This is a genomic window from Flavobacterium sp. P3_A6, assembly GCF_056403035.1.
This window is the reverse complement of the sequence record NZ_JBFUGG010000005.1, coordinates 131,158-156,665: the sequence shown is the minus strand read 5'-3', so window position 1 is coordinate 156,665 and position 25,508 is coordinate 131,158. Positions and strand designations below refer to the sequence as shown.

Annotated in this window: 21 protein-coding genes, 1 pseudogene and 2 riboswitches; all 22 genes and pseudogenes read left to right on the top strand. The window is 35.7% G+C overall.

Annotated elements, in window-relative coordinates:
• Positions 1-10 precede the first annotated feature (10 nt).
• The gene (locus AC1DVP_RS07165) at positions 11-1,225 is read left to right on the top strand and encodes a sterol desaturase family protein (protein ID WP_477182816.1); all 1,215 of its coding nucleotides are present in this window, start codon (positions 11-13) and stop codon (positions 1,223-1,225) included.
• Positions 1,226-1,884: 659 nt separating this feature from the next.
• Positions 1,885-3,171, top strand: a complete 1,287-nt coding sequence (locus AC1DVP_RS07160) for an O-acetylhomoserine aminocarboxypropyltransferase/cysteine synthase family protein (protein ID WP_477182815.1) — start codon at positions 1,885-1,887, stop codon at positions 3,169-3,171.
• A gap of 118 nt (positions 3,172-3,289) precedes the next feature.
• On the top strand, positions 3,290-3,499 hold the full coding sequence (locus AC1DVP_RS07155) for a hypothetical protein (protein ID WP_477182814.1): 210 nt from the start codon (positions 3,290-3,292) through the stop codon (positions 3,497-3,499).
• 233 nt (positions 3,500-3,732) lie between these two features.
• Positions 3,733-3,840, top strand: a riboswitch (SAM riboswitch).
• A gap of 76 nt (positions 3,841-3,916) precedes the next feature.
• Complete coding sequence (locus AC1DVP_RS07150; RefSeq protein WP_477182813.1) at positions 3,917-4,882, top strand: alpha/beta fold hydrolase; 966 nt, start codon at positions 3,917-3,919, stop codon at positions 4,880-4,882.
• A gap of 5 nt (positions 4,883-4,887) precedes the next feature.
• A complete protein-coding gene (locus AC1DVP_RS07145) occupies positions 4,888-5,520 on the top strand; it encodes a hypothetical protein (RefSeq protein ID WP_477182812.1) in 633 nt (210 codons plus the stop codon).
• A 272-nt stretch (positions 5,521-5,792) separates the two neighbouring features.
• Entirely contained in the window at positions 5,793-8,207 is a 2,415-nt protein-coding gene (gene thrA / locus AC1DVP_RS07140; protein ID WP_477182811.1) for a bifunctional aspartate kinase/homoserine dehydrogenase I, read from the top strand.
• A gap of 55 nt (positions 8,208-8,262) precedes the next feature.
• Positions 8,263-8,694: an OsmC family protein gene (locus AC1DVP_RS07135; RefSeq protein ID WP_477182810.1), complete on the top strand. Its 432-nt coding sequence runs from the start codon at positions 8,263-8,265 to the stop codon at positions 8,692-8,694.
• Between the two features lie 73 nt (positions 8,695-8,767).
• Positions 8,768-9,376 (top strand): GNAT family N-acetyltransferase, encoded by a 609-nt coding sequence (locus AC1DVP_RS07130; protein WP_477182809.1) that lies wholly within the window; start codon positions 8,768-8,770, stop codon positions 9,374-9,376.
• Between the two features lie 112 nt (positions 9,377-9,488).
• The gene (locus tag AC1DVP_RS07125) at positions 9,489-10,661 is read left to right on the top strand and encodes a trans-sulfuration enzyme family protein (RefSeq protein ID WP_477182808.1); all 1,173 of its coding nucleotides are present in this window, start codon (positions 9,489-9,491) and stop codon (positions 10,659-10,661) included.
• A 118-nt stretch (positions 10,662-10,779) separates the two neighbouring features.
• Positions 10,780-11,298, top strand: coding sequence for an alpha/beta hydrolase (locus tag AC1DVP_RS07120; protein ID WP_477182807.1), 519 nt, complete (start codon positions 10,780-10,782; stop codon positions 11,296-11,298).
• A gap of 90 nt (positions 11,299-11,388) precedes the next feature.
• Positions 11,389-11,799 carry an RrF2 family transcriptional regulator gene (locus AC1DVP_RS07115; protein WP_477182806.1) on the top strand — a complete coding sequence of 137 codons (411 nt, stop codon included), beginning with the start codon at positions 11,389-11,391 and terminating at the stop codon, positions 11,797-11,799.
• A gap of 113 nt (positions 11,800-11,912) precedes the next feature.
• Complete coding sequence (locus AC1DVP_RS07110) at positions 11,913-12,614, top strand: phosphoadenylyl-sulfate reductase (RefSeq protein ID WP_477182805.1); 702 nt, start codon at positions 11,913-11,915, stop codon at positions 12,612-12,614.
• Between the two features lie 68 nt (positions 12,615-12,682).
• Positions 12,683-13,582: a sulfate adenylyltransferase subunit CysD gene (gene cysD, locus AC1DVP_RS07105; protein WP_477182804.1), complete on the top strand. Its 900-nt coding sequence runs from the start codon at positions 12,683-12,685 to the stop codon at positions 13,580-13,582.
• 152 nt (positions 13,583-13,734) lie between these two features.
• Positions 13,735-14,979, top strand: a complete 1,245-nt coding sequence (locus AC1DVP_RS07100; RefSeq protein WP_477182803.1) for a sulfate adenylyltransferase subunit 1 — start codon at positions 13,735-13,737, stop codon at positions 14,977-14,979.
• A gap of 110 nt (positions 14,980-15,089) precedes the next feature.
• On the top strand, positions 15,090-17,180 hold the full coding sequence (locus AC1DVP_RS07095; RefSeq protein ID WP_477182802.1) for a HEPN domain-containing protein: 2,091 nt from the start codon (positions 15,090-15,092) through the stop codon (positions 17,178-17,180).
• Positions 17,173-17,949, top strand: a complete 777-nt coding sequence (cobA, locus tag AC1DVP_RS07090; RefSeq protein ID WP_477182801.1) for a uroporphyrinogen-III C-methyltransferase — start codon at positions 17,173-17,175, stop codon at positions 17,947-17,949. The genes AC1DVP_RS07095 and cobA overlap by 8 nt, the downstream gene beginning before the upstream one ends.
• On the top strand, positions 17,949-18,524 hold the full coding sequence (locus AC1DVP_RS07085) for a precorrin-2 dehydrogenase/sirohydrochlorin ferrochelatase family protein (RefSeq protein WP_477182800.1): 576 nt from the start codon (positions 17,949-17,951) through the stop codon (positions 18,522-18,524). The genes cobA and AC1DVP_RS07085 overlap by 1 nt, the downstream gene beginning before the upstream one ends.
• Before the next feature lie 235 nt (positions 18,525-18,759).
• Positions 18,760-19,812, top strand: a complete 1,053-nt coding sequence (locus AC1DVP_RS07080; protein WP_477182799.1) for an NAD(P)/FAD-dependent oxidoreductase — start codon at positions 18,760-18,762, stop codon at positions 19,810-19,812.
• A gap of 189 nt (positions 19,813-20,001) precedes the next feature.
• Positions 20,002-20,109: riboswitch (SAM riboswitch) on the top strand.
• 249 nt (positions 20,110-20,358) lie between these two features.
• Positions 20,359-21,360, top strand: a complete 1,002-nt coding sequence (locus tag AC1DVP_RS07075) for a homocysteine S-methyltransferase family protein (RefSeq protein ID WP_477182798.1) — start codon at positions 20,359-20,361, stop codon at positions 21,358-21,360.
• 71 nt (positions 21,361-21,431) lie between these two features.
• A complete protein-coding gene (locus tag AC1DVP_RS07070) occupies positions 21,432-21,803 on the top strand; it encodes a hypothetical protein (RefSeq protein WP_477182797.1) in 372 nt (123 codons plus the stop codon).
• Between the two features lie 456 nt (positions 21,804-22,259).
• Entirely contained in the window at positions 22,260-25,037 is a 2,778-nt protein-coding gene (gene metH, locus AC1DVP_RS07065) for a methionine synthase (RefSeq protein ID WP_477182904.1), read from the top strand.
• A gap of 119 nt (positions 25,038-25,156) precedes the next feature.
• Positions 25,157-25,489: pseudogene (locus tag AC1DVP_RS07060) on the top strand (four helix bundle protein); the annotation flags it as partial.
• Between the last annotated feature and the right edge of the window lie 19 nt (positions 25,490-25,508).

Below are 25,508 nucleotides of genomic sequence, written 5' to 3'. Positions count from 1 at the left end.
AAAATACCCAATGAAATTAAATTATATAGCTCTTGCAGTTCCATTTTTTGCATTATTCATGTTTTTGGAATATTATATTAGTGTAAGAAAAAATAAAAAACTTCATCATTTTAATGAAAGCATTGCCAATCTTAATGTTGGAATAGCTGAGCGTATTGCAGATCTTTTGACCACGGGAACTTTCTTCTTTATTTTTTCTTGGCTTAATGCAAATTTTTCCATTTTTTCAATTGAATCCACTGCTGTAACATGGATTCTTTTGTTTTTGGCTACAGATTTGCTTTGGTATTGGTATCACAGATTTGGGCACACTGTTAATCTTTTTTGGGCATCACATATTGTACATCATCAAAGTGATGATTTTAATTATACGGCGGCGGCCAGGATAACAGTTTTTCAGGCTGTCGCCAGAGGTTTGTTTTGGTGTGTGCTGCCTATTATTGGTTTCAATGCAAAGATGATTACTGTATTATTGCTAATTCATGGGACGTATCCTTTTTTTACGCATACGCAACTAGTTGGAAAACTGGGATGGCTGGAATATATTATCGTTACGCCATCGCACCATAGAGTCCATCATAGCAGCAATCTAGAGTATTTGGATAAAAATTATGGAGATATGTTAATTATCTGGGATAAAATTTTTGGAACCTTTATAGAAGAGACTGCAGAACCTAAATTTGGATTAACCAAGTCATTGGGGAGTTATAGCTTTTTATGGCAGCATTTCCATTATGTTTTGGAATTAATAGTAGCCTTTAGAATGGCCAAAACAATAAAGCAAAAAGCAAAAGTAATTTTTGGAGGTCCAAATGATATTGATGCAAGGATACGGTTGCTTCTGGAAAGGAAATTTTCCAAAAAAACAGTTGATATTGATGTTAAATATTCAAAGAAACTGACAAATTCAATTATTGCCAAAACAATTGTAACAATGGCAATATTGTTCTTAACAATTCTCTTTTCAGAATTTATAACAGGCTTTAATATTTTTTTAATTACGGTTTTTATTATTCTGAGCGTAATTGCTACTGGAGCTATGCTGGATCAAAAGAAATGGATTTTTCATTTGGATTTTTTAAGGGGTATTATAATTGGTTATTTGAGTTTTTCCTTTTTTCCAAATTCATTTTTGCATTTAGTTATAATATTGTTAGGTGGATTAGGAGTTTTATTTTACCAAACAATACACTCAAAGTACCAGGATTTCTTGTTTTCGACTTAATTTTTAGCTGTTTAATAGTTTGAAAACGAGAAAGTTTTGTTAAAAAAATAAAAATATTTATTGAGATTTGTTGGGATGTTTTTATAAAGCGCTGATTTTTTATCAGTTACTATTTTAATTAAATATTTATTAATCATTAAATTTGCGTTTAGCGTTTGGAAAATAGAAAAAAAAATTAGATATTTGTTCAACAAAAATGAAAACAGAAAAAATGAAATTTAATCTATGTAATATGTCTAAAAAAGCCATTCAGGTGAAAACCTGCAAGGGGAGGTGTATATAGCTTTATTTTAAATTAAATAATATATAGCAAAACCTCCCAACTCGTTGGGAGGTTTTTTTTTGGTCATTTTTCAAGTCATTTTTTTCAAGATTAAAACAATAATAAGATTAAGTAAAACAATAATAAAATATGCAGCAACTCTACACTATTAAGATTACCATTTGCAAAGCGAAGAAGAAGATGATGTGTGTCAATGCCATGATGGTTGCCCGTATTTGTTGATTCCAAAAGAATAAGTTTATATACAGCTTAAAACCCTTTTGGATATGTATCTAAAAGGGTTTTTGTTTTACTGTCATCAAAGGACAAAAGTTAGAATTAAAAAATAGTATAAAAGCGATATGCTTTGTTTAAATAAAAATTAAAAAAAGAAATTATGAGTTCAAATAAATTTGCCACCAATGCATTGCACGCAGGACATGATGTAACAAAAAACGCAGGTACACGCGCAGTGCCTATTTACCAAACAACATCTTATGTTTTTAATAATTCGGAACATGCCGCCAATTTATTTGGCCTTGCGGAAGCTGGATTTATATATACTCGATTGAATAATCCAACCAATGATATTCTGGAGCAGCGTTTGGCAGCGTTAGAAGGCGGTATAGGTGCAGTTGTAACTGCATCTGGAACTGCAGCAATAGCAACATCATTATTAGTGCTGCTAAAAACAGGAGACCATATTGTAGCTTCAAACAGTCTGTATGGTGGAACTTATAATTTATTGAGTGCAACATTACCAAGATTGGGAATTACAACCACATTCGTTGATCCATCAGATCCTGGAAATTTCACGAAGGCGGCCAAAGAGAATACCAGAGTGTTTTTTGCAGAAAGTTTGGGGAATCCAAAATTAGACGTTCTTGATCTTAAAGCCATTTCGGCAGAAGCCAAGGCCTTTAAAGTTCCTTTCATTGTAGATAATACGGTTCCTTCTCCTTATTTATTAAATCCAATTGAGCATGGTGCCAACATCGTAATTCACTCACTGACAAAATATATTGCTGGGAATGGTACTTCATTGGGAGGAGTGGTTATTGATGCAGGAACTTTTGATTGGAGCAACGGTAAGTTTCCGGAGTTCACAGAACCGTCGCCGGGATATCACGGATTAGTGTATCACGAGGCACTTGGAAACGCAGCGTTTATTGCAAAAGTAAGAATCGAAGGACTGCGGGATTATGGAGCGGCGTTGAGTCCGTTTAATGCTTTTCAGATTATACAGGGATTGGAAACCTTGCCTGTTCGAGTCCAGAAGCACAGTGAAAACGGATTGGCTTTGGCGCAGTGGTTAGAAAAACAGGAAGCCGTGGCTTGGGTCAATTATCCCGGTTTGAAGTCAAGTAAGTATTATKATCTAGCCCAGCAATATTTGCCAAAAGGACAAAATGGATTGCTGACATTTGGTTTAAAAGGAGGATTTGAAGCTGCCAAGAAAATGGCTGATGAAACGAAATTATTTTCACTTTTAGCCAATATTGGTGATACCAAATCCTTGATTATTCATCCGGCCAGTACAACGCATCAGCAGTTGTCTGATGCAGAACAGGCCGCCACAGGAGTTACCAAAGATTTGATTCGATTGTCAGTTGGACTGGAAGATATAGAAGATTTAAAAGCCGATTTATCAGCCGTTTTTGCCGAATTAACAGTAAAAGTATAAATGCACAATTGATTTTTTAGGAAACTAAACTCATTGTGCTATAAAAAAGAAGAGAATGTTGTAAAACATTTAAAATATAAGCCATAAAAAAAAGACATTAATTACAAAAACAAGTATCATGAAAATTATAACATATATCACAAGCAGAGTAGAGTTACTAAAAAAAGCAATTTTGAGGACTATAACAGTTGAGCCTTTTAACCCAATGAAAGAATTGAATCATCCAAGATTTCATGTAGATGAAAATTTTGATTTGAAAGATAAAAAAGGCAACAATTCTTTATTGTTTCACATGTATTCTAAAGAGAATGAAACTCTTTTTATTTGAAGCATAAGTAAGGTACCTCGGGAAATATTCGGGTAAAAATTATTTGCCAAGAATTTCACGGATAAAAACACGGCATTTTTTTGGAATTAAGAGGAATGTGTGAGAATAAGTGAACTTTTTGGCAAATTCTTTATTAGAAGGGAATGGTTGTTTCTAGGAAGAGTTTAATAATTATTTGGTCGTTTCATAAAATTGTAGTTAATTTGCACCTTTAAGTTCAGAAACGTATTGAAATGTTATAAAGAAAGGTAGAGGGATTAGACCCGATGAAGCCTTAGCAACCCTTCGATTTATCGAAGAAGGTGCTGCATTCTACCACGCCAAACGTGGAAAGATAACACTAAGAATTCATTTAGGTTTTCTAACTTTCTTCATAATATTTCCAGATACAAATCAAAAAATCAAAAAGATTTGAAATTGGAAAATAAACCAACAATAATTACTATACAAAATTTCACTACCGAAAGTGGTGCTTTTTTTGCTTCAATTAATTTAAGTTATCAGATTTTTGGTCTGGCATTGCATACGGCACCTATTGTTTTGGTTAATCATGCATTGACAGGGAATTCACATGTTGTGGGTTCAAAAGGATGGTGGAATGTACTCATAGGTAAAAACAGAACAATTGACACTGATAAATATACAATACTTGCTTTTAATGTGCCGGGAAATGGATTTGACGATACTATTATCGAAAACTATTTGGATTTTACGGCTAGAGATGTGGCCAGACTGTTTATAGAAGGGTTAAAATCGCTTCAGATTAATCAGTTGTTTGCTATTATTGGCGGTTCTGTAGGAGGAGGAATTGCTTGGGAAATTGCCGCATTGGAACCACAGATAACAAAACATTTAATTCCGATTGCAACCGACTGGAAATCGACCGATTGGCTTATTGCCAATTGTTTTTTGCAGGAACAAATTTTGAATAATTCGGCAAAGCCAATTGAAGATGCACGCATTCATGCGATGTTGTGCTACAGAACGCCGGAATCTTTTAAGGCAAAATTTGACCGAACGATTAATGAAGAATTAGCCGTTTTTAACATCGAAAGCTGGCTGAACCATCACGGAGAGAAACTGCAGAAACGCTTTCAGCTTTCGGCGTATAAGCTGATGAATCAATTGCTGAAAACAATAGATATTTCCAGAAACAGAGAATCTTTTGTTACTGTGGCATCTCAAATTGAAGCCGACATTCATATTATTGGAATCAATTCGGATTTGTTTTTTACTGTAGATGAAAATAAAGAAACATACGAAACATTAAAAAAGTACAAAGAGAATGTAACGTTTCAGGAAATTGATTCCATTCACGGACACGATGCTTTCCTGATTGAATACAAACAACTGGATCAAATTCTTAAAGGAGTTTTTAATTAGAACTTATGGAATTAATAGCTATAAAAAAAGAACTTGTAAAGCTGGATAAAGACAAATTGATTGATTTGATTTCGGAATTGTGGGAAGGATTAGCAAAGGAGATGAAAAGTAATAAAAGTCGTTTTTCTAGCGAAAAAGCTATGGTATTTCGATTTGCTTGGCTTCTGAAGGAAAGTTTAAAGGAGGAGGTTGAGATTATTGATTTTGAAAGACAGTTATTCAAAGATTTTTCAGATGGTACTTATTTGGATTTGTACTTTGAATATCAAAACAAAAAGATTGGATTAGAATTCAAATTTCCTAAAAAGAACTCAAAAGGTAATTCGAATCATACTCAAACAAGAATAAAAATAATCAACGACATAAAGAGACTTAGCTATTTAGTGAATCATGGTAAAATAGATTTTGGAGTCTTTTTGTTGACAACAGATGAAAGGGGATATGTTCTGGAAGGAAATAAAAGAAAAGCTCTGAATTTCAAAACGTATAAAAATACGAAATACAGAAAAGGGGATGATTTTCCAATTGATGAAGTGTCTTCAAAAGAAAAAGTGAAATGTCTTTCAGATATTGAATTTAAATGGAATGATGAGGAAATAAAAACTTCAATTGCTTGGATAGCACCAATATTTATTTAGAAATTATAAAAGAGGTTTTTAATTAGGAAATAAAAGGTTCTTGTTAAACGAAAAGGTTCTTGGTCACGCACGTGAGGGATAAAAGTAAGCTACCGAAGTAGCACGGATAGCCCGACAGTATTAGGAAAAGGGACCGAATGAATGCAATAATGGGTTGGTCCCTTTTCCTAATGGTGGCACGCCCAACTGAAGATAATTAAATAGAAATAAGGTTTTATTACTGATAAAAAAAAACGGTTGAAACGAAGTTTTAGCTTTAAAAAAATAAGATAATGAAAATATTAAAATTTGGAGGTAAGTCTTTGTCAAACGGAGACGGAATCAATAAGGTTGTGGCAATTATTGCCGATAAAGTGAATAACGGAGAGCAGATTGCAGTTGTGGTTTCGGCACGTGGAAATGCAACGGACGAACTGGAAGATATATTGGCTTTGGCTTCGAAAAACGGAAATTATAAACCGCTTTTTGAAGATTTTAAAAAATACCAACAGGATGTTTACGACGATGTGGATTTGTCTGAAGAGTTTGGTAAACTGGAAAAACTTTTTGAAGGCGTGAGCCTGATTGGGGATTACAGCGTGAAAATTAAGGACGAAGTACTGTCCAAAGGAGAGTTGATTTCGGCTAAACTGCTTACGGCTATTTTAATTAAAAATGGCATAAAAGCTAATTTTTCGGACACGAGAGAATTGATAAAAACGGACTCTAATTACGGAGATGCACAACCTGTTGAACAGCTTTCGAAGAAAAATGTGGTGGCATATTTTAAGGAACATAATGGGGAAACGGTGAACGTTGTTACCGGTTTTATTGGTTCCAATAGTAAAAATGAAGCAACAACATTGGGAAGAAACGGCAGTAATTACACGGCTTCGTTGCTGGCTAATTATCTGGATGCGACAGAACTTCAAAATTATACACACGTTGACGGAATTTATACAGCAAACCCTGACCTAGTTTTTGATGCCAAAAAAATAGACCATTTGACTTTTAACGAAGCCAATGAGCTGGCTAATTTTGGGGCAACAATTCTGCATGCAAAGACAATCATTCCTTTGTTGGAAAAAAATATTCCCCTTCGTATTTTGAACACATTCAATCACGAAAATCAAGGGACGTTAATTACTTCAAATGCCAATAAAGAGGGAATTAAAACGCTTTCAGTTCTGGAAAATGTGGCTTTGGTGAATTTGGAAGGAAGAGGATTGCTAGGAAAAACAGGTGTTGATGCCCGTATTTTTAAAGTGATGGGAGACAATGAAATTAGCGTTAGCATCATTTCGCAAGGTTCATCCGAAAGAGGAATTGGGATCGTAGTTGATGCGGATAAAGCAACCCGTGCGATGATTGAATTGGAACGAGAATTTGAAAATGATTTTTATTCCAAAGACGTTAATAAAATCACGGTTACCGACAATGTTTCGGTAATTTCGATAATCGGTCAGGATTTGAGTACTTTTCACAAACCCTACACGGCTTTAATCAAAAATAAAATTGTCCCTATCCTTTTCAACAACACGGTTACGGGCAAAAACGTGAGTTTGGTGGTGAAGAAATCGGAGTTGAACAAAGCTTTGAATGTAATTCACGGTGAAATTTTTGGGGTTTCCAAAAAAATCAATATTGCAGTTTTCGGACACGGATTGGTAGGAGGAACGCTGATTAACCAAATTTTAGAATCGGCTGGAGCTATCGAGAAACGCAAAGGAATTAAACTGAATGTTTTTGCGATTGCGAATTCTAAAAGTATTCTTCTGAATAAAAATGGTGTTTCCCCAAATTGGAGAAATGAAATTCAAACGAATGGAACTTCCTATACTATTGATGATGTTATTGCTTATGCGAATGAGCACCATTTGGAGAATTTAATAGCGATTGACAACTCGGCAAGTACTGCTTTTGTTGAAAATTATATCAAATTGGCAGAAAACAGTTTTGACTTGATTTCGTCCAATAAAGTAGCCAATACATTGAGTTACTCATTTTACAAAGAGTTGAGACAAGTATTGGAAGACAACCAAAAAACATATTTGTATGAAACGAACGTAGGCGCAGGTTTGCCATTGATTGATACAATAAAATTATTGCATTTATCGGGTGAAAATATTACTAAGATAAAAGGTGTTTTCTCGGGAACTTTGAGCTATTTGTTTAATAATTTCTCTGCGAAAGATGCTTCGTTCAGCGAAATATTAAAAGAAGCCATCGATAATGGTTACACCGAGCCAGACCCAAGAGAAGATCTTTGCGGAAACGACGTAGGAAGAAAATTATTGATTTTGGCCAGAGAATTAGATCTGCAAAACGAATTTGAGGAGATTTCGATTCAGAATTTAATTCCTGAGCATTTACGCGAAGGCGATGTTTTCGATTTCTTAAACAAATTAACAGAGTTTGATCCGATTTATGCTAAAATTAAAGCAGATCAAAAACCAAATCATGTGTTGCGATACATTGGAGAATTATCGGGCGATTTGCAAAACGACAAAGGGAATCTGGAAGTAAAACTGGTATCAGTTCCAAAAGACACCGCTTTGGGAGGATTGAAAGGTTCGGATTCGTTCTTCGAAATTTACACAGAATCTTATGGAGACCGACCAATCGTTATTCAAGKTGCAGGGGCTGGATCGGCGGTTACAGCCAGAGGGGTTTTTGGAGATATTTTGAGATTGTCGGATAAAGGGTAATGATTTAAGATTGCAGATTAATGATTTTTGAATTTAGATTTAAAAAAAAATAACAATGAAAATAACATTAGACAGAGTAAACGAAAACTTCCATTTTGAATTAAAAAACGAGCGTGGACATATTGTAAATATAGATGCTAGACCTGAATTTGGAGGGAATAATATGGGGCCAAGCCCAATGGAATTAGTATTAATGGGCGTTGCTGGATGCAGCGGTATTGATATGATTTCGATTCTAAAAAAACAGCGTCAGGAAATTACCTCTTTCAAAGCTGAGGTCGAGGGAGAACGCGTTCAAGTAGGCGAAGCAAAACCATTCAAAGATATTTACGTGGTTTTTTCATTGGAAGGAAATATTAAAGAAGATAAAGCGGCCAAAGCGGCTCAATTGTCTTTTGATAAATATTGCTCAGTTTCTAAAACGGTAGAGCCAACAGCAACAATACATTATAAAGTAGTTTTGAACGGAGTGGAATTAACTAAGTAATTGAATGTGAGTCAGTTTTGGTTATATATTAGTAGAGCAATTCAATGTAGAAATATAAATTAATATTGAAAGTATGACTTGGATAAAATATCCGATAGTTCTTGAAGGACAAACAGTTAGGCTAATTTCATTAGAAGAAAGTCATTTGGTTGAACTTGAGGCTTTAGCAAAAAACAAAAGAATTTGGGAATTCTATCCTTTTGACGGAACAGATTCAAATCGTTTTTATGGATTTTATACCATGACATTAAAGGAAAGAGAAAATTATACTCGTTTTCCATTTGTGATTTTTCAAAAAGAGGACAGCAGAATAATAGGAAGTACAAGTTATTTAGATATTCAACAACAACATCAAAAATTAGAAATAGGTGCCACTTGGTTAGATCCAAATTATTGGGCTACAGAAGTTAACTTGGAATGTAAACTTTTATTATTGACACATTGCTTTGAAGAATTGAAAACTGTAAGAGTGCAATTAAAAACTGATGAAAATAATTTACGTTCACGAAAAGCAATTGAAAAAATTGGAGGACAATTTGAAGGAGTTTTAAGGAATGAAATGCTACGACATAATAAAACAAAAAGGAATTCAGCATTTTACAGTATCATTGATGAAGAGTGGAATTTAAAAAAACAAAATTTGATTGAATTATTGAATGCGAAAAGATTTGCCAGTCGCTAAGTGATGAAATGTAGAAATAGTTAAAAGAATAGTAAAATAAAACGAAATAGGTTTTTAGTTGAAAGGTATAGATATTTCAACAACTACAACTATTAACCATAAACAAATTAAAATGAACGAACAAGAATTTGGTTTTGAAACTCAAGCCATCCGTAACCAATTAGAAAGAACACAATTTTTAGAGCATTCAGTGCCTCTTTACTTAACGTCTAGTTTTGTATTTGAAGATGCTGAAGACATGCGTGCTTCTTTTGCAGATGAGAAAGACCGTAATATTTACAGCCGATACAGCAATCCAAATACCAACGAATTCGTTGATAAAATTTGTGCGATGGAAGGTGCTGAGGCAGGTTTCGCATTTGCATCGGGTATGGCTGCAGTGTATTCTACTTTTGTGGCTTTGTTGAAATCAGGTGATCATATTGTTTCTGCCAGCAGTGTTTTTGGGGCAACTCATTCTTTGTTTGTGAATTATTTTCCAAAGTGGAATATCGAAACTTCTTATTTTGATCTTACAAAACCAGAAACGATTGAGGGTTTTATAAAGCCAAATACGAAGATACTTTTTGCAGAATCTCCAACTAATCCAGCGGTTGATATTATTGATTTGGAACTTTTGGGAGCCATTGCCAAAAAGCATAATCTGATTTTGATTATCGACAACTGTTTTGCCACGCCGTATGTTCAGCAGCCGATAAAATGGGGAGCGCATTTGGTAGTGCATTCTGCAACTAAACTGATTGATGGACAAGGAAGAGTATTGGGCGGAATCACCGTTGGAAATGCTGATTTGATAAAAGATATTTACCTGTTTTCTAGACTTACAGGCCCATCATTATCTCCTTTTAATGCTTGGGTATTGTCTAAAAGTTTGGAAACTTTAGCCATTCGCGTCGAAAGACATTGTGAAAATGCATTGAAAGTGGCCGAGTTTTTGGAAAATCATCCAAAGGTAAACAGCGTAAAATACCCGTTCCTAAAATCGCATCCGCAATACGAAATTGCCAAAAAGCAAATGAAATTAGGAGGGAATATTGTTGCCTTTGAAATCAAAGGAGGAATAGAAGCAGGAAGAGCATTTTTGGATAAAATAAGATTGTGTTCATTATCGCCAAATTTAGGAGATACGAGGACCATTGTAACGCATCCAGCCTCAACAACGCACAGTAAACTGACTGTTGAAGAGCGTTTGGCAGTTAGCATTACCGATGGATTGGTACGTGTGTCCGTAGGGCTGGAGACTGTAGAAGATGTCATTGCTGATTTGGAGCAGGCGCTTTCTTAAATAATATTAATTTTAGAATGATGATTGACGATTTTAGATTGCAGATTTGTATTGTTTTCTAAAATGTTAATCATCATTTACTTTTTTTGACATTTGATTCACATTTTTCTCTGATCATATGAAACCAAGATTAATCATTTTATCGGATTTGTGGGGAAAAGAAAAAACGGACTGGGTTTTATATTATATTGAACTATTGGAAGGCAATTTCGAAATTCAATATTATGATTGCTGTGAATTGGGAGAAATTGATAAAACCGATTATACCGAAAAAAATCTCCATAGTCAGTTTGTTAATGGCGGAATTGAAAAGGCTGTTGAGAATCTTTTGAAAGCTGAAAAGAATGAGATTGATGTTTTAGCATTTAGTATTGGCGGAACAATTGCTTGGAAATCGGCTTTGAAGGGATTGAATATTAGAAATTTATTTGCTGTTTCATCAACAAGATTGCGGTATGAGAATGAAATTCCTAGTGGAGCAATAAAGCTCTATTATGGGGAAAACGATAATAACAAACCAAACAAGAACTGGTTTGAATCACATTCGTTAGATTATGAGATTATAAAAAATGAGAAACACGATTTTTATACTGAAAAAGAATTTACAAATTCAATTTGTGCCGAAATTTTAAAATAGTTTCATACAATTTGCTGATAAAAGGATAAAGTTTGTAGTTTCGTAGACATAATTCAATGTGATTTAATTCTTATAATAAAAACATTTTAAATGCTTTCAAAGAAAACAAAATACGGAATAAAAGCCCTTACCTTTTTGGCACGCCAGAAAGATAATACGCCAGTTCAAATTGCTGAAATCGCTAAAAATGAACATATTTCGATTAAATTTTTGGAAAGTATATTATTATTGCTCCGAAATTCTGGTTTTCTGGGGGCAAAAAAAGGAAAAGGCGGAGGTTATTACTTGATAAAAGATCCAAAAGATATCAGTATGGCCAAAGTATACCGCATCCTCGAAGGGCCAATTGCACTGCTTCCTTGCGCAAGTCACAATTTTTATGAAAAATGTGATGATTGTGATGACGAGACGACTTGTGCCGCACGACGCTTAATGACTCAGGTTAGGGACAATACGCTTAAGGTTCTTGAAAGCAACACTCTGGCAGACATTGCATTCTAAATTTATAAAATTTATTTAAAATTTATTTTGAATTTAAAAAAAAGTAGTACTTTTGCAAAGTAATCTAGTAACCCGATAGGGTAATAGATTTAAAATTAAAAGCAAGAATAAAAATGAGCACAGCAATAGCAAATACTTTATTAGAGAAAACAGCAGGTTTTTCCATTGAGGAAACCTTAGCTTTTTTGGCTAATGAGTACAAAGGGAAAGTTGTTTTTTCGACTTCATTTGGCCAAGAGGATCAGGTTATAACCGCTTTGATTGCCAAAAATGAGTTGCCGATTAATATTTTTACATTGGATACCGGCAGATTATTCCAGGAAACCTATGATGTTTTTCATAGAACAATAAAAAAATACAAAGTAGCTATTCAAACTTATTTTCCTGAAGCTAGCGATGTAGAAAATTTGTTGAATAAAAAAGGGCCGAACAGCTTTTACGAATCGGTGGAGAACAGAAAAGAATGCTGTTTTATTCGAAAAGTAGCGCCATTGACCAAAGCTTTGAAAGGAAATGAAATTTGGATTACCGGTTTACGTGCTGAACAATCCGAAAACAGAAATGATTTGGCAGCCTTTGAATATGATGCTCATTTCAATATTATAAAATTCAATCCATTATTGAAATGGAGTTTGGCTGATGTTCAAAAATATATTGATGAGAATAATGTTCCTCAAAATGCTTTGCACAAAAAAGGTTTTGTGAGTATTGGCTGTGCACCATGCACGAGAGCCATTGTCGAGGGAGAAGACATCAGGGCAGGAAGATGGTCATGGGAATCCAGTCATAAAGAATGCGGTTTACACCAAAAATAAAAAAGTTTAATCGTTTATATGTTTGATCGTTTAGCCGAATAAACAAATAAACAAATTACCAAATAATAATGAGTTCAGTTTTAAAAACAAATGCTTTAGAAAGCGAAGCGATTTACATATTCAGAGAAGTGATTTCTCAATTTGACAAACCCGTTTTGCTTTTTTCAGGCGGTAAAGATTCAATCACGTTAGTGCGTTTGGCGCAAAAAGCATTTTTCCCGGCAAAAATTCCTTTTCCGCTGCTACACGTAGACACAGGACACAATTTCCCAGAAACAATTGAATTTAGAGATAAATTAGTAGCCGAATTAGGATTAGAATTAATCGTTCGTAATGTGCAGGATGCTATTGACCAAGGTAAGGTGGTTGAAGAATCTGGAAAATATTCCAGCAGAAACAGTCTGCAGACTACTACGCTTTTAGATGCTATTGAAGAATTCAAATTTGATGCTTGTATAGGCGGAGCGCGTCGTGATGAAGAAAAAGCAAGAGCCAAAGAACGTATTTTTTCTGTTCGTGATGATTTTGGTCAATGGGATGAAAAAAATCAGCGCCCTGAATTATTTGATTTATTGAATGGAAAAATTGAAAATGGTCAAAACGTACGTGTTTTTCCAATTTCAAACTGGACCGAATTGGATGTTTGGAGTTATATCGAGCAAGAACAAATCGAAATTCCATCGATTTATTTTTCGCATAAGCGTAAAGTTTTTTTGAGAGATGGTTTAATTTGGTCGCATTCTCCTTATGTGTACCAAGAAGAAGATGAACAAGTCGAAGAAAGAATTGTTCGTTTCCGAACTGTTGGGGATATGAGCTGTACAGCAGCAGTTGAGTCTTATGCAGCAACCATTCAGGAAGTAGTTGGAGAGATTCGTTCTTCGACCATTTCTGAAAGAGGAGCCAGAATTGATGACAAACGTTCTGAGGCAGCAATGGAAAAAAGAAAACAACAAGGATACTTTTAGAAAAATGTTGTTGGTTGATGGTTTTTAGTTGATAGTTCAATGATAAAATCGAAGCCAATTTCATAAAAAGAAGTTTTAATATTTTGAGTGGTTTAGTTTCTGGTGTGAAAATCCAACAACCGACAACCAACAACCAATAACTAATAAAGAGAATGGAAGTTTTAAAAATAGCAACAGCAGGAAGCGTAGATGACGGGAAAAGTACTTTAATCGGGAGATTATTATACGATACAAAATCATTGACTACAGATAAAATTGAAGCAATAGAAAAAAGCAGTAAACAAAAAGGATACGATTACTTAGATTTCTCATTGGCAACCGATGGTTTGGTTGCCGAGAGAGAACAGGGAATTACAATAGATGTAGCGCATATTTATTTTTCTACAGCTAAAAAAAGTTACATCATTGCCGATACTCCGGGTCACGTAGAATATACTCGTAACATGGTTACCGGTGCTTCGACTTCACAGGTTTCCATTATTTTGATCGATGCCCGTAAAGGAGTTATTGAGCAAACGTACCGTCACTTTTTTATCAATAATCTATTGAGAGTAAAAGATGTGATTGTTGCGATTAATAAAATGGATTTGGTTGATTATTCAGAAGAAGTTTTTAATAAAATCAAAACTGATTTTCAAGCATTAAATGCAAAAAGCGCCTATAAAGAACAAAACGTAAGTTACATTCCGTTAAGTGCTTTGACAGGAGATAATGTGGTAGAAACATTAGGAAAAATGCCTTGGTATACAGGACAAACTATCCTGCAGCATTTGGAAGGCTTAGAACCAAAAGATATTTACGATAATGGACAAGCCCGTTTCCCAGTTCAAACAGTAATTCGTCCAAAAACGGAGGAATACCATGATTTTAGAGGATATGCTGGAAAATTATATGGAAACAATATTAAAGTTGGAGATGCAGTAACGGTTCTTCCTTCTTTGACAGAATCGAAAGTGACTAATATTCACTTTTTCGACCAGCAATTTGATGAAGCTAGTGTTGGTTCGTCAGTGACTATCGAATTAGAGAATGATATTAATGTGACTAGAGGCGATATGATTGTAAAATCAAACGAGCTTCCTAGAGTAGAAAAAGATATCACAACAACGGTTTGTTGGATGGACAGTAAAAAATTAGTGGCAGGTGCAAAATATTTTGTACAGCACAATACTAATAGAGTTTTGGCAAAAATTGACAGCGTAAAAAATGTAATTGCCACTGATTATTCAGGAGTTACTCCAGCAACTCAATTAGCTATAAATGAAATTGGAGAAGTGACCATTAAATTGAGTAAGGCTATTTATTTTGATGCTTACAATGATAACAAATCTAATGGAGCCTTCATTTTAATAGATGCGGCAACCAACACAACAGCAGGAGTTGGTTTTATTAAATAAGAAAAAGTAACAAGCAATAAGCCCTAGGCTGTAAGCTTTTAGTGAAAATGTATAACAAGGTGTGCAAGAGCCTAAAGCTTATTGCTTAAAGCCTAAAGCGAAAAGAAAATATGCAAAGTTTTAGAACAGAAATAGAAGACCCGATTGTCCAAAAAGAGATTATCGATTTAGAGAAAAAGATTTATTCGTTCCGTAACGGACAAATTGATGATGAGCGTTTTCGCAGTCTTCGTTTAGCACGCGGAATTTACGGTCAGCGTCAAGAAGGCGTGCAGATGATCCGTATTAAGTTGCCTTACGGAAAAGTGACTAGCGAACAATTGAAGAGAATCACTGAAGTATCAGATAAATATTCTACAGGACGTCTGCATATCACTACACGTCAGGATATTCAGATTCACTATGTGAGTTTAGACAGGACCCCTGAGCTTTGGTCTGAATTAGCCAAAGACGATATTACTTTGCGTGAGGCTTGCGGAAACACTGTGCGTAACATTACAGGAAGCGAATTGGCTGGTGTAGATGTAAACGAACCGTTTGATGTTTCGCCTTATGCACATGGGATGTTTCAGTATTTATTAAGAAATCCTATTTGTCAGGAAATGGGACGTAAATTCAAAATTTCGTTCTCGTCATCTGATGAAGATACTGCTTTGAGTTATTTGCACGATTTAGGGTTTATTCCAAAAATTGTAAATGGCGAACGCGGATTTAAAGTAGTTTTTGGCGGTGGTTTAGGTTCACAGCCTGCTCACGCTGAATTGCTTTCAGAATTTATTCCTGTTAACCAAATCATTCCAACGGCTGAAGGCATCATTCGTATTTTTGACAGATACGGTGAGCGTGCCAAAAGAATGAAAGCCCGTATGAAATTCTTAATCAAAGAAATGGGAAGAGATGTTTTCCTTGATTTGGTTGAAAAAGAGAAAAAAGCAATCGCTTTTGAAACATACGAAATTGACACAACTGCTTTTGATGGACCAATCTCTGATCCATTATTAGAAGTGCCGCAAGTAACAGTTGAAGATGCCGTTGCTTATGAAGCTTGGAAAAAATCAAATGTAATTGCTCAAAAGCAGGAAGGTTATTTTGCTATTGGAATCAAAGTTTTATTAGGAGATTTTTATACTGATAAAGCGAGATTATTAGCAGATTTGATTAAAAATTATGGTGCAAATGAACTGCGTTTTTCATTAAGGCAAAACATTGTTATCCGTAATATTAAAGAAGAAAATTTACCTTTCTTTTACCAAGAATTAGCCAAATTGGATATGGCAGCTTTAGGCTATAATACTATTGGTGATATTACTGCCTGTCCAGGTACAGATACTTGTAACTTAGGAATTGCGAGCAGTACCGGAATAGCAGATGAATTAGAAAAAGTAATCAAAGCAGAATATCCGCAATACAGCAACAACCAAGAAATTGAAATCAAAATCAGCGGTTGTATGAATGCCTGCGGACAGCACAATATGTCCGCAATTGGTTTCCAAGGAATGTCTATCAACTCAGGAAAATTAGTGGCGCCAGCGTTACAGGTTTTATTGGGAGGAGGAAGATTAGGAAATGGAGAAGGACGTTTTGCCGATAAAGTAATTAAAATTCCAAGCAGAAGAGGACCAGATGCTTTGCGTTATATCTTAAATGATTTTGAAGCCAACGGAAACGGACAGTCATTCCTGAATTATTATGATGCTAAAGGAGAAAAATATTTCTATGAATTTTTGAAACCATTAGCCGATGTAACTAATTTGACCGAAGCTGATTTCGTAGATTGGGGTAATGCTGATAACTATGTAAAAGCAGTCGGAGTTGGTGAATGTGCAGGTGTTGTTATTGATTTAGTGGCTACTTTATTATTAGAAGCAAAAGATAAATTAACGTTTGCACAAGAATCTTTCAATGAAGGAAAATGGTCTGATGCAATTTATCATGCTTATGCAGGATTTGTAAACGGGGCAAAAGCTTTGTTGCTTTCTGAAAATGAAAAAACAAATAACCACGCTGGAATTGTAGATTTATTTGATAAAGTTTTTATCGAAAGCAATAAAATTCAATTGGATTCAACTTTTGTGGAATTGGTTTATCAAATCAATAAAGTTCAGGCTTCTGAAGCTTTTGCAAAAGCATATATTGAGCAGGGAATTGTATTTTTCGAAAAAATTGAAACGTATAGAGCCAAAGATTTAGCTGATGCTTAATACAATAAAACCAAAAGTAACTTTAGTTGGTGCAGGCCCTGGAGATCCAGATTTACTTACGCTAAAAGGTGTAAATGCACTGGCTGAAGCGAACGTGGTTTTGTATGATGCTTTGGCTAATGCAGAAATATTGAGTCATGCTCCTCACAATGCCATCAAGATTTTTGTTGGAAAACAAATTGGCAATCACGCCTACACGCAAGACCAGATCAATCAATTGATTGTTGATAATGCGTTAACGTATGGGAATGTGGTGCGCCTAAAAGGTGGAGACCCTTTTGTATTTGGAAGAGGAAGCGAAGAAATAGAATATGCTGAAAGTTTTGGAATTCCTACATTTGTGGTTCCTGGAATTTCGTCGGTAATTGCGGTGCCAGCGAGTCAAGGCATTTCGATTACAAAAAGAGGCGTTTCAGAAAGTTTTTGGGTAATTACAGGAACAACTTCGGACAGAGAATTATCTGCAGATGTAGTTTTGGCGGCGCAATCGTCTGCAACGGTTGTGATTTTGATGGGAATGAGTAAACTGTCACAAATTGTGGAGTTATTTCAAAAAGAAGGCAAAGGTGAAACCCCAGTAGCGATTATTCAAAACGGAACGACACTAAGCGAAAAGATAGGAGCGGGAATCATTGATACTATTCAAGAAGTGGCTGCTGAAAATAAATTAAGTTCACCAGCGATTATCGTAATTGGAGAAGTGGTCAAAGAAAGCAATAAACTAAAAGGTTTTTACGAAGAATTTGTATCTGCTGGAATAAAATTATAATGGAAAGAAACGAATTATATCCGATTTTTTTAAAACTGCATAACATCAATGTACTTATTGTAGGTGGTGGGAACGTTGGTTTGGAAAAGCTGTCATTTATGTTAAAATCCAGTCCCAATGCAAATGTTGAGGTAGTGGCGACAAAGTTTTTGCCCGAATTAGAAGCATTAGTCGAAAAACATCCTTCAGTTAAATTGACCCAAGCGAAGTTCAGGAAAAAAATGCTGAAAAAACGACACATGGTTATCGCTTGCACCGATGATTTGAAAGTCAATAAAAGGATTTATGAGTTAGCTCGAAAGCGTTATTTGATTTGCAATATTGCCGATACGCCCGATTTATGCGATTATTATTTGGGAGGAATTGTAACCAAAGGAAATGTAAAAATAGCGATTTCAACCAACGGAAAATCGCCAACAACTGCCAAAAGATTACGCGAGTTTTTTGAAGAAGTAATTCCGGAGGATATTAATAAAATGGTCGAAAATTTGAATGAATACAGAAAAACTCTAAAAGGTGATTTCGAAGAAAAAGTTCAAAAAATGAATGAAATCACAAAGGGCTTAAAGAAGTAAGAAGATTTCAGAAAGCAGAAACCAGAATAAAGAGAATAGAAAAAAGAATAAAATAAAACAAAAATAACGAATGAAGCTTCATCAGGCTCTCTTCTCTTTTGGAGAGGAGTTAGGGTGAGGTTTTTAAATAGTGGATAAAATTATCTGACAATAGTCATGTTTAGAAATTGAAATCATTCGTTCATTTGCACACAAAATAAAAATAGTAATAAAAAAAGAAGTAAATTTAAATATAATGGTAAAAACAGACATACTTATAATAGGAGCCGGGCCAACAGGTCTATTCGCCGTTTTCGAAGCAGGATTATTAAAATTAAAATGTCATATTCTTGATGCATTACCACAACCAGGAGGACAGCTTTCAGAATTATATCCTAAGAAACCTATCTACGATATCCCAGGCTTCCCTGAAGTATTGGCTGGTGATTTGGTGGATAATTTAATGGAACAAATCAAGCAGTTCGAACCAGGATTCACTCTTGGCGAACGTGCAGAAACTATCGAAAAACAAGAAGACGGAAGTTTTATTGTTACTTCCAATAAAGGAAAGAAATTCCATGCGTCTGTTGTAGCTATTGCTGGAGGATTGGGAAGTTTTGAACCAAGAAAACCATTAATTGAAGATATCGAATTTTACGAAGATAAAGGAGTGAAATATTTTATCAAGAATCCGGAAAAATTCAGAGACAAAAGAGTCGTGATTTCTGGAGGTGGAGATTCCGCTTTGGACTGGAGTATTTTCTTAGCCAACGTTGCATCAGAGGTAACTTTAATTCACCGCAGAAACGAATTTAGAGGAGCTCTTGATTCTGTAGAAAAAGTACAGGAACTGAAAAACGCAGGGAAAATTAAAATGATTACACCGGGCGAAGTTATTGGATTAAATGGAGATGAACATTTAGAATCTGTAGATGTTGATGAGGACGGTGCACACCAAAACATCAAAACCGATTTCTTCATTCCGCTTTTTGGATTGACGCCAAAATTAGGTCCAATCGCACACTGGGGGTTAGAAATCGAAAAAAATGCAATTAAAGTAAACAACGCCTTGGATTACCAAACCAACATTCCTGGAATTTTCGCCATTGGTGACGTAAACACATACCCAGGAAAATTAAAATTGATTCTTTGCGGATTCCACGAAGCCACATTAATGTGCCAGGCGGCTTACCAAATCATCAATCCTGGTAAAAAATATGTTATGAAATACACCACCGTTTCCGGAGTTGACGGATTCGACGGTACTCGTAAAGAAGCTCCAAAAGCAGTGGTGAAAGCAATCGTTTAAGTTGCTGAGTTACTAAGAAGCTGAGAAGCTAAGATTTTAAAAAAGCTCAAACTTGCAATATAGTTTGGGCTTTTTTATTTATCATTTTACCTTAGAATCTTAGCAACTTAACGTCTCAGAATCTAAGAAAAAAATACTTGCAAGTGGCAAGGCTATTTCATAACTTTGCACCGTTCCTAATTTTATTGAACGTTATCACGAAAGGCGGAGGGAAAAGACCCAATGAAACCTTAGCAACCTCCCGTCCTTACGAGAAAGGTGCTACATTCTACCACGCATCGCGCGGATAGATAACACAAGATACATCATGTATTTTTCAAACCTTTTCCTGATTAACATTTAGATAATTTTTTAGAGCGAATGATTGGCGCATTTTTTGCAGTCAATGTTCCCGCTTTCCGTTGCAATCTTTTTTGTCTCGTTAAAAAACGAGACAAAAAAGGATTTTCACTGTAATCGGGGCTAAAGAGCCAGAATTAGGAATTTTTGGAAAAATAGTAATCAAAAAGCTTAGCGCCTTTGCGCCTTAGCGATTTAAAATAAGTTATGTCAACAATTCAAGAAGAAATAAAAAAGAGAATACTCGTGCTCGACGGAGCAATGGGAACCATGCTGCAGCGTTATAATTTCTCTGAAGAAGATTTTCGAGGCGAAAGATTCAAAGATTTTCCGCATCCGCTAAAAGGGAACAATGATTTATTGTCCATAACGCAGCCTCAAGCGATCAAAGACGTTCACGCTGCTTATTTTGAGGCAGGTGCCGATATAGTAGAAACCAATACTTTTTCTGGAACCACCATTGGAATGGCGGATTATTACCTGGAAGAATACGTTTATGAATTGAATTACGAATCGGCAAAAATTGCCCGTGAAGTAGCCGATGAATTCACTGCCAAAAATCCAAACCAGCCTCGTTTTGTTGCCGGTTCAATAGGTCCGACAAACCGTACGGCAAGTATGTCGCCAGACGTAAACGATCCAGGTTACAGAGCCGTAACTTTTGATGATTTACGCATTGCTTACAAACAACAAGTAGAAGCCTTAATGGATGGCGGCTGCGATCTACTTTTGGTAGAAACTATTTTTGATACATTAAATGCCAAAGCAGCACTTTTTGCAATCGAGCAAGTAAAAGAAGAACGCAATCTTGATATTCCAATTATGGTTTCTGGAACGATTACCGATGCTTCGGGAAGAACACTTTCTGGACAGACGGTAGAAGCCTTTTTGGTTTCGGTTTCGCATATTCCGTTGTTGAGCGTGGGATTCAATTGTGCCCTTGGTGCTGATTTATTGAAGCCATATTTACAGACTTTATCACACAATACCTCATTTAATATCTCAGCGCACCCGAACGCAGGATTGCCCAATGCTTTTGGAGAATACGACGAAACGCCTGAACAAACGCAGGCATTCATCAAAGAATATTTAGACGATAATTTAATAAACATCATAGGCGGTTGTTGCGGTACAACCCCAAAGCATATCAAATTGATTGCTGATATTGCTAAGAATTATAAACCGAGAGTTTCGACTGCGGTGATGTAATTAATAATTTGAAAAAGGATAGAGTTTACAAATTCGTATTGTTAGGTAAGTAATTTTTTTAAAAATAATTTATGAAAAACACAAGTATTCCAAAATGGATTGAAGAAACTCTTTTTCAATGTGATGTTACTAAAGAAAGTTATAATTATAAAGAGCTTAATGTAGTTTGGTATGATAAAATCGATAGAGAAAATCCAATAAGAATTAAGTCGCACGATTTTTTTATGCTTGTTAAGCAAGGAGAAGGATTCGAACGAATTAAAAATGCCTTTGATGGATGGTCTTTAAGTTCTAGATCTTTAGAGCAAGTTTTAAAAGAAAATGTGATATTGTTTTTTACAGATTTTATAGTAATTGATTCTATTCATAGTCAAGGGAATTTTGAAAAAGAAACAAATTTGAAATCTTGGACTGAGTTGTTTAGAAGATTGTCTATATTATGAAATTGCAAGACACAGACTTAAGGAAGCAAAAGAAATGGACGATTTTTTTGATTTAACGGAGTTTCAATTACTTCAAACGGAAAATTTATTCAGGTTTATTAATAGTTTAGAATAAATATTTTTCTTTATTAGCGCGAGCGTTCCGCTCGTGTCTGCAAAGACAATTAAGTCTAGTTTGTCATTCCGACGGAGGAGGAATCTCCGCAACGTGAGTAACCAACGAAGATTCCTCCTCCGTCGGAATGACAAGCGGGGTGGAGAAGTGGATGAGTTCCATAGGAACGATACATTTTGTTGCAATGGAGTTTAATGCATTAAATGAAAATGATGTGGAATTGCACATTGCCCGCGTGAGGGATAGCAGTGGAGCTCTTTTTTCTTGATTTTTTTATCAAGAAGAAAAGCGGGAACGAATAGCCCGACCCGACTTTTTCTGGAGGGACACGCCCAAAATAGATTGAAATTAAAATAAAATATAGCTACAGTTTTTTAAGCTGTGGACAAAATAATAAAAACTTAGAACCTGAGTATCTTAGGAACTTAGTAACTCAAAAAGAAATGAAAGAACATAGAAGAAACCTTGTATTATCAGGATTAGAGCCTTTAATCATTACGCCCGAAAGCGTATTTGTGAATATTGGGGAACGTACCAATGTAACGGGATCTAGAAAATTCCTGAGATTAATCAAGGAAGAAAAATATGAGGAAGCACTTGATATTGCTAGACAGCAGGTAGAAGGAGGAGCGCAGATCATCGATATTAATATGGATGAGGGAATGCTGGACGGCGTTTATGCGATGACCAAATTCCTGAATTTGATTGCTGCCGAGCCGGATATTTCTCGTGTGCCCATTATGATTGACAGCTCGAAATGGGAAATCATTGAGGCTGGTTTGAAAGTCGTACAAGGAAAATGTGTGGTAAACTCAATTTCGCTAAAAGAAGGAGAAGAGGCATTTATTCACCACGCCAAATTAATCAAGCGCTACGGTGCTGCGGTTATTGTAATGGCTTTTGATGAGGTGGGACAAGCTGATAATTTCGATCGTAGAGTTGAAATTTGCCAACGCTCGTATGATATTTTGGTAAACAAAGTACATTTTGCACCACAAGATATCATCTTCGATTTGAATATATTCCCCGTAGCGACAGGTATGGAGGAACACCGCTTGAATGCTTTGGATTTCTTTAGGGGAACCAAATGGGTTCGGGAAAATTTACCGCATGCACATATAAGTGGTGGGGTGAGCAACGTTTCGTTTTCGTTTAGAGGAAATGATACGGTGAGAGAAGCGATGCACTCGGTTTTTTTGTACCACGCCATTCAAAACGGAATGACAATGGGGATTGTAAATCCGGAAATGCTGTCGATTTATGATGAGATCCCAAAAGATTTATTAGAACACGTTGAAGATGTAATCTTGGACAGACGCGACGATGCAACGGAACGTTTATTGGATTTTGCGGAAAACGTAAAAGGCGATGTGAAGAGCAACGAGAAAGCGGTTCAAGAATGGCGTTCGGGAACGGTTCAGGAAAGAATCACGCATTCCTTGGTAAAAGGGGTAGACGAATTTATAGAAATTGATGTTGAGGAAGCCCGATTGGCTGCCACAAAACCTATCGAAGTTATCGAAATCAATTTGATGACGGGAATGAATGTCGTTGGAGATTTGTTTGGTTCTGGAAAAATGTTTTTGCCGCAGGTGGTAAAATCAGCTCGTGTGATGAAAAAGGCGGTGGCTTATTTGTTGCCTTTTATTGAAGCAGCTAAACAGGTAGGCGACAAATCAGGGAATGGAAAAATCTTGATGGCAACCGTAAAAGGGGATGTACACGATATTGGTAAAAATATTGTTTCGGTGGTATTGGCTTGTAATAATTATGAGATTGTAGATTTGGGCGTTATGGTGCCTCCCGAAAAAATTATTGCTGCCGCTATCGAACACAACGTAGATATTATCGGATTGAGCGGATTAATCACACCGTCTTTGGACGAAATGGTGTATCTCGCTAAAGAATTGGATAAAAGAGATATTAAAATTCCGGTAATGATTGGTGGTGCAACTACTTCGCGTGCTCATACTGCCGTGAAAATTGCCCCTCAATACAGACAAACGGTGATTCACGTAAACGATGCGTCGAGAGCCGTTACAGTGGCAGGAAACTTATTGGATCACAACAGAAAAATTTATGCAAGCGATATTCGAGCCGAATACGATGCGTTTAGAGAAACATTCTTGAACCGTTCGCGTGACAAGAATTTCTTGACGATTGAGCAAGCTCGTAAAAATAAATTGCAATTGGATTGGAGGCATTTCGAACCTGTAAAACCAAAAATTATTGGCGAGCAAATTGTTGAAGTGGATTTGGACGTGTTGGTTCCATATATTGACTGGACTCCGTTTTTCAGGACTTGGGAATTGTTTGGGAAATATCCTGCGATTTTGACCGATGAAGTTGTTGGTGAACAAGCGACTTCTGTTTTTGCAGATGCACAAGCGATGTTGGAAGTAATTTTGAAAGAGAAAAAATTGCAAGCCAAAGGAATCTATGGAATTTTCCCTGCGAACCAAATAAATGATGATGATATCGAATTGACTGATGAAAACGGAAAACCATTACAGACATTCTTGACTTTGCGTCAGCAGTCACAAAAGACCAAAGGAGCTCCAAATATCGCATTAGCCGATTTTATTGCTCCAAAAGAAAGCGGAAAAGTAGATTACATGGGAGCGTTTTGCGTAACCACCGGTTTTGGCGTTGACGAATGGGCAGCTGAATTTGAAAAGGATTTGGACGATTACAATTCAATTATGGTCAAAGCTTTGGCTGACCGATTTGCAGAAGCATTCGCCGAATATTTACACGAAAAAATCCGTAAAGAAATTTGGGGTTATGCGGCCGATGAGGTTTTGAGTAAACAAGCACTTATTGAAGAAGATTATAAAGGAATTCGTCCAGCACCGGGTTATCCTGCCTGTCCGGATCACTTGGAAAAACCAACGATTTGGAAATTGCTGAATGTGGAAAAAGAAATCGGAGTGACCTTGACTGAAAGTATGGCGATGTGGCCGGCTTCATCAGTTTCGGGATACTATTTTGGAAATCCGGAAAGCAAGTATTTTGGTCTTGGAAAAATAAAAGAAGACCAAGTTATTGATTACGCTAAACGAAGAAGTGTTTCAACCGAAGTCGCCATGAAATGGCTGAATCCAAATATTGCAGATTAGGTTTTAGTTGTCAGTTGATGGTTGCTGGATTTTCTAATAAGCTAATACAATGCATTCCATCAACCAATAATTACCAACCAACAACTAAATAAAAAAAGGAGTACAGTAAATTAGAGGTTTGGATAGAAGCTAGAAAATTGGTGAATTCGTTATATGATTCAGCTAAATTATTTCCAAAAGAAGAATTATTTGGTTTGACAAATCAAATGCGAAGAGCGGCTGTTTCAATACCTTCAAATATAGCTGAGGGGTGTGGCAGGCAAACGTCTAAAGATACATTGCACTTTCTGCATATTGCAAGAGGTTCTCTATATGAATTAGAAACACAATACTATTTAGCTTTAGATCAAAAATATATTGTAGAAAATGATTTTAATAAAGCTCTAGAACAAATGCAAAGTTGTAAAAAGCTTTTAAATGGATTTATAAACTATTATAAAAATAAAATTTAGTTAATGGATATAGTTGCTG